Source organism: Clostridium estertheticum, assembly GCF_011065935.2.
Taxonomy (GTDB): domain Bacteria; phylum Bacillota; class Clostridia; order Clostridiales; family Clostridiaceae; genus Clostridium_AD; species Clostridium_AD estertheticum_A.
Genome location: NZ_JAAMNH020000001.1, coordinates 3,798,246 through 3,817,018, shown reverse-complemented (window position 1 = coordinate 3,817,018; position 18,773 = coordinate 3,798,246). Strand labels below are relative to the sequence as shown.

The 18,773-nt window shown below is 29.2% G+C and carries 13 protein-coding genes and 1 tRNA gene; 9 read left to right on the top strand and 5 right to left on the bottom strand.

What is annotated here, in order from left to right; translation table 11 throughout:
* The first annotated feature begins 22 nt into the window (after positions 1-22).
* The 5 genes from G9F72_RS18220 (at position 23) to G9F72_RS18200 (ending at position 7,296) form a co-directional block, all read left to right on the top strand.
* A complete protein-coding gene (locus G9F72_RS18220; protein WP_164959909.1) occupies positions 23-700 on the top strand; it encodes a hypothetical protein in 678 nt (225 codons plus the stop codon).
* Positions 701-973: 273 nt separating this feature from the next.
* Positions 974-2,896: an SEC-C metal-binding domain-containing protein gene (locus G9F72_RS18215; protein WP_164959910.1), complete on the top strand. Its 1,923-nt coding sequence runs from the start codon at positions 974-976 to the stop codon at positions 2,894-2,896.
* A gap of 779 nt (positions 2,897-3,675) precedes the next feature.
* Positions 3,676-4,257, top strand: coding sequence for a hypothetical protein (locus G9F72_RS18210; protein WP_164959911.1), 582 nt, complete (start codon positions 3,676-3,678; stop codon positions 4,255-4,257).
* A gap of 409 nt (positions 4,258-4,666) precedes the next feature.
* Positions 4,667-5,890 carry a hypothetical protein gene (locus G9F72_RS18205; RefSeq protein ID WP_164959912.1) on the top strand — a complete coding sequence of 408 codons (1,224 nt, stop codon included), beginning with the start codon at positions 4,667-4,669 and terminating at the stop codon, positions 5,888-5,890.
* Between the two features lie 240 nt (positions 5,891-6,130).
* Positions 6,131-7,296, top strand: a protein-coding gene (locus tag G9F72_RS18200) for an IS3 family transposase (RefSeq protein WP_224676264.1) whose coding sequence is annotated in 2 segments (ribosomal slippage) — positions 6,131-6,389 and positions 6,389-7,296 — 1,167 coding nt in all. Because the reading frame shifts where the segments join, the coding sequence is not laid out codon by codon here.
* A 378-nt stretch (positions 7,297-7,674) separates the two neighbouring features.
* Here the strand turns inward: G9F72_RS18200 and G9F72_RS18195 are convergent.
* Positions 7,675-8,835: an IS91 family transposase gene (locus G9F72_RS18195; protein WP_224676161.1), complete on the bottom strand. Its 1,161-nt coding sequence runs from the start codon at positions 8,833-8,835 to the stop codon at positions 7,675-7,677.
* Positions 8,828-9,703 carry a tyrosine-type recombinase/integrase gene (locus G9F72_RS18190; RefSeq protein WP_164960228.1) on the bottom strand — a complete coding sequence of 292 codons (876 nt, stop codon included), beginning with the start codon at positions 9,701-9,703 and terminating at the stop codon, positions 8,828-8,830. Before G9F72_RS18190 ends, G9F72_RS18195 begins: the two co-directional genes overlap by 8 nt.
* Before the next feature lie 574 nt (positions 9,704-10,277).
* Here G9F72_RS18190 and G9F72_RS18185 point away from each other — a divergent pair.
* A complete protein-coding gene (locus G9F72_RS18185; protein ID WP_164956034.1) occupies positions 10,278-11,075 on the top strand; it encodes a hypothetical protein in 798 nt (265 codons plus the stop codon).
* A gap of 277 nt (positions 11,076-11,352) precedes the next feature.
* Here G9F72_RS18185 and G9F72_RS18180 read toward each other — a convergent pair whose 3' ends face one another.
* Together G9F72_RS18180 and G9F72_RS18175 are read right to left on the bottom strand one after the other, a co-directional pair.
* Positions 11,353-11,706 carry a leucine-rich repeat domain-containing protein gene (locus G9F72_RS18180; RefSeq protein WP_224676160.1) on the bottom strand — a complete coding sequence of 118 codons (354 nt, stop codon included), beginning with the start codon at positions 11,704-11,706 and terminating at the stop codon, positions 11,353-11,355.
* A 10-nt stretch (positions 11,707-11,716) separates the two neighbouring features.
* Entirely contained in the window at positions 11,717-13,717 is a 2,001-nt protein-coding gene (locus tag G9F72_RS18175; RefSeq protein WP_164956032.1) for a leucine-rich repeat domain-containing protein, read from the bottom strand.
* Positions 13,718-14,603: 886 nt separating this feature from the next.
* Between G9F72_RS18175 and G9F72_RS27650 the strand changes: the two genes are divergently transcribed.
* The gene (locus tag G9F72_RS27650) at positions 14,604-14,708 is read left to right on the top strand and encodes a rod shape-determining protein MreC (protein WP_411955966.1); all 105 of its coding nucleotides are present in this window, start codon (positions 14,604-14,606) and stop codon (positions 14,706-14,708) included.
* Between the two features lie 154 nt (positions 14,709-14,862).
* Here G9F72_RS27650 and G9F72_RS18170 read toward each other — a convergent pair.
* A tRNA-Leu gene (locus tag G9F72_RS18170) sits at positions 14,863-14,949 on the bottom strand.
* A gap of 245 nt (positions 14,950-15,194) precedes the next feature.
* Between G9F72_RS18170 and glsA the strand changes: the two genes are divergently transcribed.
* Complete coding sequence (gene glsA / locus G9F72_RS18165; protein WP_164956031.1) at positions 15,195-16,112, top strand: glutaminase A; 918 nt, start codon at positions 15,195-15,197, stop codon at positions 16,110-16,112.
* A 39-nt stretch (positions 16,113-16,151) separates the two neighbouring features.
* Positions 16,152-18,767, top strand: coding sequence for a DNA polymerase I (gene polA / locus G9F72_RS18160; protein WP_164956030.1), 2,616 nt, complete (start codon positions 16,152-16,154; stop codon positions 18,765-18,767).
* Positions 18,768-18,773: the final 6 nt, after the last annotated feature.

Sequence of the window (18,773 nt, the reverse complement as noted above, 5' to 3'; positions counted from 1 at the left end):
TACAAGAAAGGATGTTGTTTATATGGTTGATAACAAGATGCAGAGTTATTTAGGTGATAATTATACAGATAATCACATAATTAATTTTTTGAACTATTGGATGTGCCTAAAAGAGCCAAGAACAGAAAATGATTTAGATTGTCTTTATTTAAATGGAGATTTATGTGCAGATACCATTTTTTCTGTTTGGACACCGCTGAAATTTGTATTAGATTGTTTGAATCCAGATGAAAAGTTCTATAAGAAAGATAAATATGGCCCTGATCCACATAGATTTTTGAAAAAAATCAAATGTAACATTGATATATATTTGCCTAGAAATGAGAAAGTGGTAGAAGAAATGTACTATTTTGCAAAATTGGCTGAAACAAGAGCAAATGTAATGAGATGGCCAGTTCAGGGTATAAATAATAAGCGGTACGATGATTATGACCAAATGCCACCAACACTTTACAATTGTTTTTCAAATGGGAAATATGGCAACTATTTCGATAATGATGATTTGAAGGTGGTTGATTGGAGTAAAAAAGAAAAACTCGAAATGTTTTTCTTCGATGATATAATTTCAAAGGAAACTATAAAACCACTAATCACAAGTATGAAAGCAAATGAGATAAAATGGTTATTAAATAAAGATGAAATTATCGAAATGCTGAAAAAAATTAATATAGATTTAGAAGAACGGTTGAGACGTTTATAAATCATATTTTATTGATTTTGAAGATTTCAATTTGTAAATTCCAATTTGTAGAATTGAGGTAACATAATTTTAGATTCAGTTATGTCGTCTCTTTCTTAAAGTTCGTCATAATCAACTGTAAAAATTACTAAAGAAATCAGATGAATTGGAAAGGTTATGTCTATAATGTGTAGTTTGAAAATCAAATAATAAACGTAATGTATAAAGTTTTAGTTAGTATATTGCTTTTAAATCAATCAATGTATTATTTATTTTAACAATAGGGGGAAACATATGGGAAAATATTCTCAGGCTAATAAGTTATGTACATGTGGGAGTGGCAAAAAATATAAAAATTGCTGTTTTAAAAAAAGTTCATCGGAGAGCGAATTGCTCCAATTAATTATTGAAACACTTAGAAATTCAGATATGGAGCGCGGAGAATTAGAACAACGTATCAATTTAATTGAGGAATTAATTAGTAAAATTAATCTATGTGATTCCAAATTACAAGAGATTTATTATAACATATCTCAACTTTATATATTAGTAGGTCAAGATCAAAAAGCTTTGGATATTATAAATAACTCAATTGATTTCAATAAAATGAGTAATGAAGGTGAAATATTTATATTAACACTTAAGGCAAAAGTTTTATTAAATTTAGGGAATATGGGAGAAGCATTAGAAACAGTAACATTGGTTAAAAATATGACTCATTTACTTAAATGGTCTGATAAATCTAGTGCAAATTTAAAAAGTGGTATATTGTTAGAAAATTCAAAAATAGTAATGGGCATATTAATGTATTATACTGAAGAAACTGGAGTTGCCATGGATTATAGTGAAATTCTTGAAACTTATGATGAATTAATAGAAAACTATGAATTGGGTAAGTATGATCATATAGATCATTATTTAGGCGCTAAATCTAATAAAGCTTCAATATTATTAAAAAATAAATCGGAAACTATTCAAAAACAAGGTTTAGTACAAATGGAAGAAATAATAGACCAAAAAATAAAATGTGGATATTGGGTTGGTGTTGCCAATAATTTTTCTTCATTAGGTTTGTACTTCTTAAAAGTAGGAAATTATAAGCAGGCCATAGCATATACAAAGAGAGATTTACAATTAACAAGAAAATATGGCTCATCAAGAGAAGAAATATCAACATTGCTAAATTTGAGTGATATTTATGTTAAGACTTTGCAAATGTCTAAAGCAAGAGAAGTGTTAAAATTCGCTATGCATATTTCTGAGAAAACTGATAATTCAGCAGTAGCTATTTTTATTGCAAGTAAAATGAATAATATCAATGATATTTCTAAAAAATTACATATAGATGGCAAATCATTTGGTCCAAAATCAGATTGTGTATGTGGTAGTGGAAAAACTTTTGAAAAATGCTGTGGTGAAGCAGATTATGAATATGAATCAATAGAAAAGATATTAGGACTACAAAACATTATCCCTTATGCCAAAGCAATTGACGATACATCTAAAAAAACATTAACAGATGAGAAAAGTAGATTAAATTTAATACTAAGAAAATTAAACAAAGGTGAAATTAGATTATCTTGGTATGAAATTATTCAAAATGGTGCATATGAAGAGGTATATGAACTGCCTGATATGGCTAGTATTCACCTATTGTCAGCAAAATCACTTATTGCAAATAGCCCTATTGATGATTTAATGAAAGAAACAAGTGTTGCTTTATCAACATTAATGTTAAGTGTTTCTGCTCTAGAAGCATTTCTAAACCAATTGATTTATTTTTTGACAACAATTCCAGTAACTGAATTACCAAAGTTTGTTAGAGAAAAAATACCTGAAGAATTGATAAAAGATCATTGTGCATATCAAAGGAATGAAAGGTTTACTGATAAAATAAATGTCATTGCAGATATTTTCTGCAATGGTAATTGGTCACCTAAAATTGGAACGTTATACAATGATTTGTTCAAACTCATTTCTATAAGGAATGAATTAGTTCATTTTAAGTCTGTTGAATATATTAAAATAATTCCACCGCAAAATAATAGTGGAATACTAAAAAACTTAAGCTCGGAAGTAGTGTTACGTGAAATTTCAAATTCATGGCCTTTAAAACTCCTAAATGATACATTTGCTCGCTGGAGTATAAAAACGATTGAGCAAACTATAAACTATATAAAGACTTCATATGAAAATTGTATAAATAAAGAATTGTAAAAAAATAGAATTGGTTAATGAATATGTTCAAAATCTTGATTTTAGCTATTTAAAAATGAATTCAAATAAAGTTTTGAAAAAGTGAATTTTAAAAAAATATCTTATCATAATCTAGTAATTTTAATGCCGAAAAATAAAAAAGCTTTAAAATTTATTTTTCAAAGTACGGTAGTTTTGTTCAGGTGTATTTGTTTTGTAAAATTTTAAATAGATAACAATTACAAATTAGAATATTCAAATTTGATTCAGGTAACTACCCATTAGGCTAATAATGGGAAGCTAATTGGGTTACTTATAGTAAGTAATAATTAATCAATTTAGAATGAGGCATGCTGAGTCTTATCATAAGTAATGGAGATTTTTATATAGTAGTCTGAGAGGTTTGCATCCATCAAAACCAACCTTTACATATTTGGAGTAGTGATCATATATATTTTAAATGTTAAGTCTATCCTCCTGGATGGATTTTCTTACAGCAAACTTGCTCATACTCTTCATTTTTAATCTGGCATCACTAGACTGAAGAACTTGCTTTAATTTTTAAATGTATAACTTACCTAGTTAAAAAAACAAGATAGGTTTAATATTAAGTTACTTTTGGTGTATACAATAAATGTATGTGATTATTGTGGTCAAATTGTTTATTAATAACTATTTATGAATAAAATTTTTATAGTAAATCTCAATGAAGTGACAAGTGAACGGAGTAGAGTAAAGTCATTATGCTATTGTTTTTATTTATACCATTTTGAAAGAATTATGAAGGAGGCTAAGTAAACATGAAACTTATATCATTGTTTCAATTGGTTCAGGATTATAATGGTGCAATTATGGTGATGATTACAGCCATTTATGTTTTGACCACTATAATTATTTGTATTTATAATTATCGTTCTGCAAATGCAGCACATAAACAAGTTTCTATGAGTAATGGGATAGGGTTATATGAAAAGCGATTATCAGTAATAGCTAAATTGTTAAACTATTCCTATAGTGAACTAGATGATAGTGAAGTTAAAATCCTTTTTGGGGATAAAGTTTATAATAAGTATATGGATATTAAGGAAGTTTTAACGTACGCATATAAAAATAAAATCAAAATTGATAAATGGATTGATTATATTAAATCAAATGGTAACAATACAGATTTTATAATAAATAAATTAGATAATATGAGAAAAAATTATGAAAAAGATGGGTCAAGTGAATTGGAATATATCGAATTATCAGATCATTTTAGCATAGGCCAAGAATTAAATTATTGTAAGTTGTATAGGAATAAGTATTTTTATGACAATCATATTAATGAATTTATTGCATTGTTGGAGGATTTTATATCCAAATCTATTAGCATTGAATAAAAAGTATGTTAAAAAGTCTAAAAATAATATACATAAATATAAATACACCATAATATTTGATACAGAGAACCGTATCATAAATGACATGGTTTTTGGTATAGTATTCCGATTATATTGTACACTAACATAAAGTAAAAAAATGCAAATGATTTTACAATTGATGGTACTATCTATACTGAACAATCCAAGATATTAACCCGTTTATCAACTTCCTATTATCCATATACCCATTGGGTTAATAATAAGTAGGTTAGACTATCATGATATTATTGAAATGAAAATGCTGTTTAACTAAAGAAAAAATTACTAAATATAATAAAAATATAAACAATTATGTAATTTATTCTTTAAAATAGATGCTATTTAGTTAAAGATTGTATTTTGAGTTGAAGCTTGAGGAGATGATTTTATGATATACATATTTTATTGGGATGAATCTTTTCATACACGTAAAATTACTGAAAAGAATAAGTCGGTTAATATTTATGGAGAAAACGAGAATGATACTTATATTTCTGTTTATATTGGTGGAGCAAGAAATCAAATTAGTTGCCTGTTAGAGGATTATAGAATAATAGAGAATGAATTTAAGAAAAAAAGAGAATACAATAATGAACAGGAAGTGAAAGGAACAAGCTTTAAAAAAAGAAATTTTACATATGGTTTAAAAACATTTAATGAAGAAGCGATGTTTTTTTATTCAAAATTTTTTAAAACGTTATATGATAATAAAACATACTATCATATAACAATGATTAGTAAAACTGAGATTCTAATTGAGCAATCATTTAAAGGAATTAATGTGCCTTTTATAAAAACTGAAGCGTTTTATTACTCACTAATTAAGTTTTTATATAATTATAGATGTATTCCAGTTATGCTTGAATTTTTTAAAGAGAATATAGTGTATGAAAAAGATTTGATTGATAAAATAAAGGATTTATTAAGTAGTGTAATAGATAAAACCAGAGATATTCCAAGAAAAAAGCATGAAACAGGAACTTTAAAGGAGTTATTATATATATTAGATAATTTACCAGTTCGATTTGATACAAAGTTAAAATACTCATGGGATTATACTTTAGTGTATGAGGGATTTAATAAGTATTTAAAAGAAATAAATATAGAGCACTCTGACTGTTATTTATATATGGATAAAGAATCGCATGTTTATCAATATGGTTTAAACTACTCATATGGGAAATTAGAGGAAGTAGATTCTAAGCGGAAGATTGGAGTGCGTATTTCTGATATATTAAGCAACTTTATTGGAAGAATATCATACGCTATTCAAGCTGATACAAAGGAAATAGGTATTGCGACTACAGATAGCATAAGAACTGAAGACTTTGAAAGAAAAAACTTGTTGAGTCAGAAATGGTTTGAAATTAATCAATCTCAGTTTGAATTATATAAATTAATTGAAAAATATTTTGCGTTATATGGTGATAGATATTGGTCATCTTATACTGGTATTTATTTTGATAATATAGTTAAGTTTTTTTCATTATTTCAATATATAGATTCTTATGAAACATATGAGGAATTTTATAAGATCAATTCTTTTATGCATACAGAGAAATATAATGTGTATACATGTAGAAGATTACAAGAAAATTTTGATAACATGTAATTAATAATGAAATTATTTTTGGATTATATGTTATATCTTTCATATAATAAGAGATAAATTCCACTTTGTCTGATTGAACAAAACTAGCTTAATGTGTGTTTAGTTAATACATATTTTTCTGTATTTGTGACATTATCCGTATTGGATATGTAGATAATATTTATATTTATTGACCCATACCCCCTTTGTTAGACACGAGGAACTCGTGCTATACTAAAAATGAAGGGTGGATGATTTTTGATGAATAAAAGTTATAGTGCTGAATTTAAAATGGAAGCAGTAAAGAGATTAGAAAAAACAGGAGAGTCGATGTCAAAAGTAGCTGCTGATTTAGGGGTTAAGCCAACCACAATGCAGGGCTGGGTAAATAAGTATAGAAAATCTCCTAAGGCTCCATTTATAGGTAGTGGACACTTAAGCCCAGAAGATGAAAAATTTCATAAGCTTGAAAAAGAAAATAGGGACCTCAAAGAGGAGAATGATATATTAAAAAAAGCGGCAGCCTACTTCGCGAGAAACCTCAAATAAAGAGATTTCTATTTATCAAGGCTAATCGCATGAACTACCATCTAGCGAAGCTATGCATGGTCCTATCCGTTTCTAGGAGCAGCTACTATGCATGGGAGAAACGTCCAGAAAGCATGAGATCAAAAGCAAATAATCTTCTATTAAAGGAAATTAGTGATATCCATGGAAAGAGCAATAAAGTTTACGGTTCAACAAAAATTACACGAATATTAAACACCAAAAGTAAATGTCCTATTAATCATAAAAGAGTGGAACATATCATGAGTGAAAATGGCATAAAATCAAAGGTTTCAAAGAAATTTATAGCCACTACAAATTCTAACCATAAGCTTCCAGTTGCAGAAAATATCCTCAACCGTGACTTTTCTGTGGACAAACCTAATGAAAAAATGGTAAGTGATATCACCTACCTGTGGACAGATGAAGGATGGCTTTATATCGCTGGAATCTTGGATTTATGTGGACAAAAAATTGTTGGATTGTCCATGAGTGAACGAATGACAAAGGAATTAGTTATTGACGCATTGAATTCGGCATATCTACGTGCTGGTAAGCCTTCAAACGTCATTTTACACTCGGATAGAGGTTCACAGTACTGTTCTTACGACTACCAAAATTTGATTAAAAAGTATGGTTTTACATGTAGTATGTCCCGAAAAGGTAACTGTTGGGATAATGCACCAATGGAATCTTTCTGGGGCAAATTAAAATGTGAATGGCTCTATGGTACACACTTTAGGACTCGTGAAGAAGCCCGTGCAGCCGTATTTGAATATGTTGAAGTGTTTTATAATCGGCAGCGAATCCATGCCTCAAATGGATATGTGACACCTGAAGACTATTATAATAAAGCTACTCGAAAAGCTAAAGTAGCTTAAAACCAAATATTAAGTTATTGTACGAAAACAAGAGATAATACGAGTTTAGAGTGTCTAGTTTATTGGGGAAGGGTCATATTAACTACCCATTATTCTTAGCGAATTATACGAAGTTAGGCGCGAAAAAAAGCTCAAACCCTAGATAAGAGTCTGAGTGTGAAAAAAATACAGAAGTACGCCTAACTTTGGATAATTAAAATAGAACGAAACCGCGGTATTTTAATTAGAACTTATGGGGATTGAATAATCCCCTCATACCAAATTTAACGAGCTAGTTGAACAAATAGTTAAGTTCAAAGTGATAAACACATAATAACATCATTAAATATAGAAATGTAGGCATAGTTTCCCCTACCCCATAATGCAATTTTTTTAATATTATGCAGTTTGTATAGTTGTAGGAGGAGATCTGGGAAATAATGTACACCGACTAAGGTTGTCTGAACCACAGTATGGACACTTGGATAAATCTCTTCCTGTGATATTTTTGATTAACTGGAGCGTTGATATTTTTTCTTTAAGTAAAATAGGTGTACTAGTAAGGTATTTGCAAAGTTTAAGTTTGGTAGTTTTGTTTCGATTTCCTAACAAACCATAGTGCCTAATTTTCATAAATCCACTTGGTAGTATATGAATCAGAAATCTACGGATAAACTCATCAGAAGAAATGGTCATTAGTTTACACTTGCTACTTTCTTTGTAATCACGCCATCTGAATGTAACATTACCATTTTCAATATTGATGATACGATTATTAGATATAGCAACTTTGTGAGTATATCTACCTAAATATTCAACCACACATGCAGCTTTTTTAAAAGGTGGTTTGCAATAAACAACCCACTCTTTTGAATATATAGAGGAAAGTAAATTTTCAAATTCATTATCATTGTAAAGATATTGCTGACTACCATAAAAATTAAGCTTATTTTCATTGTATAGTTGTTTGAGATAATATAGAAATTTGCCTCTGAATTTGCGAGAAAGCACTTTAACTGGGATGAAAAACTTTTTTCTACTACTTACCCATTTTCCTATTGAAGATAACCCTCCACCGGGTACAATGCAATGAATATGAGGATGGTGCATAAGATTTTGTCCCCACGTATGTAAAATAGAGGTAAATCCCAGTGTTGCACCTAGATATTTTTTGTCAGATGCTAATTCTGTAAGAGTTTCAGCGACAGCTTTAAATAAAAGAGCATGTAGCTCCTTTTGATTTTGATATACTATTAAATTTATGGTATCTGGAATGGTAAACACAACATGAAAGTATCCAACGTTAAGTAAATTACTTTTCTGAGAGTCAACCCAACGTTCTTTAGCAAGATTTTGACATTTAGGACAGTGTCTATTGCGACAAGAGTTGTAAGAAATTTTAGTACTGCCACAACTTTCACATTTGTCTATATGACCACCTAATTGGGAAGTCCTACATTTTTCAATTGCAGACATAGCTTTTAGTTGAGCAAGCATAAGCTTATGTTTTTCACGATATTCTGTACCATATTGTTGAAAAATATCTTGAACTTCAATCATTATTCTTATGCGTTTTTTTCGCTGGTTTTTTCAACATGTCGAGAGGACTTTTTACATTTAAGGATTCAATGTTTATCATATGTAAATAAAAACAGGTTGAACTGATATCCGAATGACCAAGAAGCTGTTTAATATGAAATATGCTTGTTCCAGATTCAAGTAGGTGAGTAGCAAAGCTATGGCGAACACAATGTACAGTAACTGGTTTAGTAATATTTGCTTTCTTTATGTATTTGTGAAACATATTTTGTACTGATCTGGAGTTAATATGGGTGCCGGTATTATTTCTGCTATAAAAAAGCCATTCTTTAGGGTGGTATTCTTTCCAGTAATCTCTGAGTATTTCTAGATTGTCTTGTGAAAGTAATGCATATCTATCTTTGGAACCTTTGCCATTACGGATAAATAGTTGCATTTTTTTACTATCAATATCTGAAACTTTTAGACATGAGACTTCGTTAAGTCTTAATCCTGCACCGTAGAGGGTCATTAAGATGGATTTATCTCTTAAATTATCACAGGCATTAAAGAGGCTTTGAATTTCATCTTTAGTAAGAATATTTGGGAACTTACGATTTCTGCGGTGGCGGGGTATTTGTTTACAATTTAAATTAGTATCCAAGGTTACACCATACAAAAAACGAAGTCCACTATTATAGGAATTAACACTTCCAGAGGTAAGTTTTTTTTCTGTTGTGAGATAGTGAAGAAATTCTCTAATATCTTTTTCATAAAGTTCAGTTGCGGGTTTATCAAAGTGGTTTTGAAAGATTTTGCATTTGGTATAGTACTCATCTTGAGTATGTTTGCTTAAACCCCTGAGTTCTACATCAAACTTTAACTTTTCTAAAACTTGTTCTTTTGTCATAAATAAAACAACTCCTTTAAAGTTGAATTTTTTCCAATCTAAAGGAGTTGTATACAATAAACAAATAAATACTTATATTATCAGCTTTATTTGATTTTATTTTGGTTTACCACCGCGCTAGCGGTTTAGTGCTATTCTTATAATGAATAATAACTACAACTTCTTAAAAGAAAGAACAGGATATCTACGAACAAGTTCGTAAGATTATTTTAAAATCAGGTAATCTATAAAAGATATTTTTTTGAAAAAGGTCTCCAAAAGTTGTGCATATAGGCTTCAATTTTAATTAAGATTGGGCGAAAGCCTTTGTAAAAGAACAAAATTAGTGTTGGCAAGTGCACAACTTTTCGAGACCAATTGCTAAACTTTTATATTGACAAACACAGGTATATAACTTAGTTGAAATAAACTGGCTACTACATTACGAAACAGTTGGTTGGATTTTTTTATTTTCTCTACAAATTATAAAGGATAATTATGTATGCATGTTGAATTGTGTAAATAGAATATTTTAGAAGTTATAATATCCATAATCTTTGTGAATTTAGGAAAACGAAAGGAATGGTCATAAAGGATGAAACAATATTTAGCAATAGCATGTAAATTAATAACAGATGCTTCTTGGGATACTGAATGGGAAGTACATTCTCAAATGTTTGGTGTTGATGAGTATGTGCGACGAGGACGGTTATTAAGGAGCCAAACATTCAGGGACCCCGATTACTCTGCTTGTGTATTAGAGACATTTAATAAAATATTTGATAAAGTAGGTGAAGAAAAAACTAAAGCATTTGTTGGATACGTTCTTAATAATGCTTTAAAAAGTGCTGGGGAAGAATTTACAACTAAAAATGCTTATTTTATTAGCTTAATGAATTCAGATAATAGTAATAGCACAATATTAGAAGGAATTCAAATTAGCTTTAATAAATTTATTAATTTGGTGGATGTTCCAGATGGATTTTATCGTGATTTACATGATGAGATAAACAGAGCATACAACTTTGGGATATATTCGGTAATTCCATTTTTATTACGTAAGTTTATGGAGAATTTAATGATAGATATTCTACGTAAAAAGTATACTGCCCAAAGTATTGAAATATATTATGACGTTAATAATCACAAATGCCATTCTTTTTCGCAAATAGTTTCTAATTTTGAAAATAAACTTGAGGATTTTAAAAATATAGAAAAAAATTTAGATACGGCTTTTATAAAACGTGTTAATTCTTATAGAGATAGTGGTAATTCAACTGCACATTCAATATCAATTAAATTTGGTACATTGGAAATATCTAAACTTAAAGAGAGTTCAGAAGAGGTCGAATATATCATAAAACTTTTAATTAGAGTGTTAAATTTAATTTAAATTAAGAAAGAGCTTAGAGTGGCTATTTTTGTATACATAAATAATTTTAGCGAGTTCGCTTGGAGTATACCGCAGACGAACGCAAACTAATAGCCTTCAAAGTGGTATTATATGGTGGCAAATATACATATAATCAGTTCGTTAATATATTGACTTTAAACGAACCGTTATATAGAATTATCTAAAAGAAAATCAAATCTAAAAAGAAAGAACCAAATGGAGCCAGAAGGTTCCTTCTTTTGGTTCAATATAACATCTTATTATGTGGAAGGATTCTTTATGGCAATGTAAAATCGGGGCTTGCCAGTTTTTCATAGTAAGAACTAACTGGAGAATAATCTTGGATTTCATTATTGCTTAAAGTCAATGTACCCAAGTTAGTTAATCCTTTCAAAGATTCAATATTGCTAATTTGATTGTTACTTAAATGCAAATAAGTTAAGTTAGTCAATCCTACTAAAGATTCGATATTGCTGATTTGATTGGTACTCAAATCCAAATAATCTAATTTAGTCAATCCTCTTAAAGATTCAATATTGCTAATTTGATTCTTATCAAAACCCAAAAAAGTTAAGTTAGTTAATCCTCTTAAAGATTCAATGCTACTAATTTGATTGTTACTTAAACCCAAACTAGTTAAGTTAGTTAGTTAAGTTAGTCAATACATTTAAAGATTCAATGCTGCTAATCGGATTGTTATCTAACTTCAAGTCAACTAATTTAGTTAATCCTTTCAAAGATTCAATATTGCTAATTTGATTGTTACTTAAATGCAAACAAGTTAAGTTAGTCAATCCTTTTAAAGGTTCTATATTGGTGATTAGATTATTACTTAAATCTAACGTAGTTAAGTTAGTCAAATTTTCAATTCCTGAAAGATCTGCAATTTTACCACTGAAATTGAGAGTATCCATAAATCTTATATTATCAAGGTCACTCTTTAAAATATCGCCAGTCGGTTTATTAATACAACTTCTTATTAATAATTCTAAATTTTTATCAGAAAAAGTAATTCCTACTGTCGGAGAAACATTAGGTGTGTTAGAAACCGGTAATATTCCACGATTAAAAATAAAATGCCAACTTAAAAAACATATTATAATCACAACACATATACCAGTAATACGCATATATTTTTTATTGTTTTTTAACATATATCGTATAGATAAAGTTTTTTTATATAACTTTTCTTTTAACGTATTTAGCCTAGATAAAAATTTTTCATATAACTGCTCTTTAGACAATCCAAGATAAACAATATCGCTAGCTTCTTTTAATAAAACATCTTTGCTATTAACATACTGTTCTATAATAGTTTCAAAACTTTTTTTAGTTTTTCTATTTATGTAAATAACGTCTTTGACACCTATCCCACGCTCATACAAAATATCAGCAGCTACTTCTAGTTCATTGTTTTTATATTTATAAAATAACTCGATATCATTAAGAACAATAAGTTCTTTTCTTAGTTTGAATTTATTTATATCAGAACCTCTTCCTTTAATTTCAGCTGAAATAAGAGTTAAATTGTCATTATCGTTACAATTTGGATTTAAATACATTTCAAATAACTCATCATTAGTTAGCTTATTAAGCAATTGTTTTTTATCAATTAGTTGAGATATTTCTTTGATTTCAGTAATTGTTAATATGTTTTTATCAACTAAAGGTGAAATTGTATAAATAAAATCTTGCATACATTCCTTTATTATTTCTGATTTTAACGTATCTAATATTTTAGATTTTCTTGAATTAAAATTTTCTTGGGTTATTATATTTAAAGTTAGTAAATTATATTCTTTATCTAATTTTTCAAATATAATTTTTGACAATTCATAATCGGTTTCTTTTGATTTATTAACTAATAAATCATCTTTAAAGGGTTTGGAAATTTCTTTTATAATGTTCGAATTTTCATTCTTGGTAGTGCGATTTCTTTCTGTTGAATTGTTGCTTATTTGTTTTTGTTTTTTACCTGAACCTATGAAAAGAATAATTCCTTCTAAAGCAATAAATCCTCCAATTAAAGCTAGCCACCAATACATCTCATTTTCATTTTGTAAATCTTCACTAATATTTTTTAAATATGTATTAACATTGTTTGTAATTGTATCTTCAATACTAGTTCCTAACTGATAGGCTTTTTGTGAGGTTGTATTTATGCCAACTATTCCACTAATCAACATTAAAATACCAATAATCAGAAAAACTATGCTTAATTTAAATTTTATATCATGGGGTAATTTCTTTATTAATAGCCAGTTCGCTAATATAATTATACCTAAAATCGAAGATATAATTATATTCAAGAAGATACTTAAAATAATAAATATAACAATTGATATCATAAATGCGTTAGTTAAATGTTTACCGTTTTTCTTTGATTTATAAGCTTTGCTACTTTCATATAGAAAAATTAATGAAACTGTTATTGAAATTAGCATTGGCATTGACATTAGCATACCTATTCCATTATAATATAATATTTGGGAAATTATTGGTTGAAAAAAAGTAAGTAATCCGAATGCTAATGAATATGAAATTTCTTTAATGTTGGTCATATCAACATAATTTTTTAATACAAGTCTAAATGAACCATATCCGTAAGCGGCCCCCAAAATTATTAAAATCATTATTGTCATAGAAAAATCCCCCTTTGTTTATAAAATATATTATATATAATTCGACTGAGTATGTAAAATACCTTTAAATATGGCAAGTTTATCATGGGATTTTGCCATCATTTATGTCAAAATTCAAGTTAATGAATATATATATATAGGTTTTGGCCCATTCTCTCAAAATTTCAAATAAGATATAAATTTACAACTCCTAGCGCTGATTACAAAAGTCGTCTTCCTGGGCTTTTTACGGATTAAACTATGATATAAAAAAACATAATCACATTTATGGGCCAATAGTTTTTTGCGTGCGAAATGTCATTTTTTCCGATGATATGGCTGTAGATTATTAAATTAGCAGTGATACTCATGTGTATTCCTCTGTGGTTAAGGAAGCTTTGGACAACCTTACTGAAAGTATTTGAATGTAACATATCATGTTGACTTGTTACATTGAATGTATTATAAATTAATAATCAATGTAAAAGTATGAATAATAGAAAGCTTATAAATTGATTCTTTTTTATTATGTAATAAAAGAAACTAAAGCACTCGATATTTATATAAATGATAAGAAAAATAACAGGTCATTTTAATTTGCCCCTTATAGTTTAATATTAATAGGGATAGACAAGTATAGTTTAAAAAATAAAGTGAGTATTTAAGACGGTTTGAGGGCTATTTAGAATTACTTAAAACGTCACTTTACGAACCAGTTGGTCGCAGGTTCGACTCCTGTTCCACGCACCATAGAAACCTAGTAACTGCGGCGGTTACTGGGTTTGGTTATTTCTTGAGGGTTGTTTAAAACATGAAAATGGGGACTGTTTGGAGACTAAATATATAAAAAACTACTTCTGTATAAATAGTATCATCATGCAAAATAGCTTCATACATGACTCCCTAAATAGAACGTCTTTCTATAGAGTCGGATATAGAAAAGAGCGATTTAATAGTAACATCAGGACTTGGGCGCATATATCCTTCTGGAATTAGAATAGGAATGTATTAAGTGTTTATGAGGATAAAGGTAAGGTAATGATTCTAAAAATTTTAGTAGGAGAAATAGATTTAATCTAGTTGTTGCAAATATTGTTGCAAACTAATAAAAAAGACTGTATCACATAGCTCTTAAGCTAAGTGATACAGTCTTTCTTTAAAATATATGGTGCCGGAGGCGGGAATCGAACCCGCACGGTATTGCTACCACTGGATTTTGAGTCCAGCGCGTCTGCCAGTTCCACCACTTCGGCATGTCTGACAAAATTTATTTTACCATATGTTTATAATTAATGCAATAGTTAAATATAGTTTTTAATAATTTGTGTATCCGCATTGGTCTTCTTTACGGTATTCATTCCGCATTAAGTAATGTCAACATTTTAATTTGCACAAAGAATTGAAAATACCATTCAAAGTATAGTATTATATGTAGTGTACAGGTAAATACTAATTTTAAAAAATACATTTTATTGTATTGTTTAGGCAGGGGGATAACATGAAAAGAATATTAGATACTATTATTGACAAGAATAGGCATTTTACAAAGGAAGGTGCGGTTGCCTCGTATATTCCAGAACTTTCTAAAGCAGATGGAGAGGCACTAGGTATTTGTGTTACTACTCTTGATGGAGAAGAATTTTTTGCCGGGGATTATGAGACAAAATTTACAATACAAAGTATATCAAAGGTTGTCACGCTTATGCTAGCCATAATTGACAATGGAGTAGATTATGTGTTTACTAAAATAGGAATGGAGCCCACAGAAGCTGGCTTTAATTCTATAATAAATTTAGAGAAAAATATTGACCAAAGACCTATAAACCCAATGATAAATGCTGGAGCAATTGCAATAGTTTCATTGATTACAGGTGATACTGCAGAAGAAAAATTTAATAGGATTTTAAAATTTACAAGAAAAATTACAGGTAATCCTGATATAAATATTAACCAAGGTGTTTATACCTCTGAAAAAGCTACAGGGGATAGAAATAGATCACTTGCCTATTTCATGAAGAGTACAGGTGTTATTGAGGGTGATGTGGAAGATGTTTTAGATGTATACTTTAGACAGTGTTCAATGGAGGTCAATTGTAGGGATATAGCAAGAATAGGAGCTATGCTTGCTAATTCTGGTGTAATAGTTTCTAAAAATGAAAGAGTTTTATCTAGAGAAGCCACTAGAATAATTAAAACTATAATGGTTACTTGCGGCATGTATGATGGTTCAGGAAATTTTGCAGTACATATAGGAATACCAGCAAAAAGTGGTGTAGGTGGAGGCATAATGGCAGCAGTACCTAGAAGAATGGGTGTTGGAGTAATTGGACCTGCGCTTGATGAAAAAGGTAATAGTATTGGTGGTATAAAGGTTTTAGAAGAATTATCTAAGGAATTAGATTTAAGTATATTTTAAAAATAAAATTGCAAACATAGTAGAAAGAAGGGATTTAAAATGTCTAAAGAAAGGTTATTGATTTTAGATGGTCATAGTCTTATGTACAGAGCTTTTTATGCATTACCAGCCCTAACAAATTCAGACGGGATATATACTAATGCAGTTTATGGCTTTACAAGCATGCTCTTAAAAATGAAAGAGGAATTTGAACCTGATTATATTGTTACGACCTTCGATAGAAAGACACCTACTTTTCGTCATGAAGAGTATAGTGATTATAAGGCAGGTAGAAAAAAAATGCCTGATGAGCTTATAGGACAGTTTTCTATAGTTAGGGAACTTTTAGAGAAAATGGCTATAGACATTTTTGAATTAGATGGATTTGAAGCAGATGATTTAATAGGAACACTATCTGTAATTGGAGAAAAAGAGGGATTAGAAGTTTTTATAGTGACAGGAGATAGAGATGCACTTCAGCTTGCTACAGATAATGTTAAAGTTGTAATAAATAAAAAGGGAATGTCAGAAAAAGAAATATATGATAGAAATCGTATAATAGAGGATTTCGGAGTAACCCCTACTGAATTTATAGATGTAAAGGGCTTAATGGGTGACGCCTCGGATAATATTCCAGGTGTGCCAGGAGTTGGTGAAAAAACTGCTTATAAGCTTATTAAAGAATATAAGAGTATAGAAAATGTTCTTATGAATATTGAAAAAATTAGTGGCAAAAAGCTTGTGGAAAATTTAATAACTTATAGTGAACAGGCTATTTTTAGTAAAAAATTAGCTACTATTATTACAAATGTGCCTATGGAAATAGACTTAGATTCAATTAAATCAAAAGAAAATTATGATGTACGTGCTGTAAAAGAATTATTTTATAAATTACAATTTAAATCACTAATAAACAAAATAACAGATGAGCAGGAATCACCTGAAGAAATATTCACAGCGGATTCTACTGTAATAGACAAACTATCAGCGCTTGCGGAATTTATAGTGGAAATTAAAGATACTATTTATGTAACTTTTGATATTAGAGACACAAACGTATTTTCTAAAATGTGTTTAAATAACATATACATTAATTATAAGGAAAAAAACTATACTATTAAGGTTATTGATTTATGTAATGAAGATGAAGAAAAAACTATAAGCCAATTAAAAACTTTATTTGAAAGTGTGGATATTAAAAAGGTAAGCCACGCTTTAAAAAATGCATACACTGCGTTTAATAAAATGGGTATTGTGCTACAAGGTGTAAAATTTGATGCAGAGATAGCCGCTTATTTAATAAATTCAGCTCAAAGTGAATATAGTTTAGAATCTCTTATTAATGAAAATCTTAGAATCGGAATTGAAGGCGAGGGTGATGCAAAAGAGATTAATAAAGTAGCATTACTAAAAAGCCTTTATGAAATACTAGAAATAAAAATTAAAGAGTATAAAATGGAAGAACTTTTATATACAGTGGAGCAGCCCTTAACTGAAGCTATATCATATATGGAGGCCGAGGGTTTTACAATAAACAAGGATAAACTTGAAGAACTAGGCATAAAATTTGCTAAAGAAATAAAAGAAATGGAAGGCACTATTTTTGCACTAGCTGGAGAAGAGTTTAATATAAAGTCTCCAAAGCAATTAGGGAAGATATTATTTGAAAAATTAGATTTACCAGTTATAAAGAAGACAAAAACGGGATATTCAACTAATGCAGAGGTTTTAGAGGCTCTAGTAGATAAGCATCCTATAATCACAGAAATTACTCGATATAGAGGGCTCACAAAAATCTTTTCTACTTACATTGAGGGCCTAAAAGCTGTAATTGATACAGATTGTAGAATACATTCAAACTTTATGCAGACCGTTGCGACTACAGGAAGATTATCAAGTACAGAACCTAATTTGCAAAACATTCCAATAAGACATGAAATGGGTAGAGCTATAAGACGAGTATTTATACCACACAATGATAAGTGTGTTATTTTATCTGCGGATTATTCACAAATAGAGCTTAGGGTACTGGCTCATATATCTGGCGACGAGAATTTAATTGAAGCCTTCATTAACCATACTGACATTCATACTAAAACTGCTTCAGAGGTATTTAATGTACCTTTAAACGAGGTTACATCTCTTATGAGAAGTAATGCCAAAGCAGTAAACTTTGGCATAGTGTATGGTATTGGAGAATTTAGCTTAGCAAAGGATATAAATGTATCTAGAAAAGAAGCTAAAATTTATATAGATGCGTATTTTGACAGATATCCAAATGTTAAAAAGTATATGGAAGATATAGTGGTTGAAGCTGAGGAAAACAATTGTGTTACCACGATTTTTAATAGAAGAAGAGCTATCCCTGAAATAAACTCATCAAATAAAATTGTGCAGTCCTTTGGCAGGAGGCTTGCTATGAATACACCAATACAGGGAAGTGCAGCAGATATTATTAAACTAGCTATGGTAAATGTATTTGATAAATTAAAGGACTCAGGATTAAAAAGTACTTTAATACTTCAAGTACACGATGAATTAATATTAAATGTATATAAGGATGAGATTGTGCAAGTTGAAAATTTGGTTAAAGAGCAGATGGAAAATGTTATAAAGCTTTTAGTTCCTCTAGAAGTAGGAATAAGCATTGGAGAAACTTGGTATGAGGCTAAGTAGTTGCAT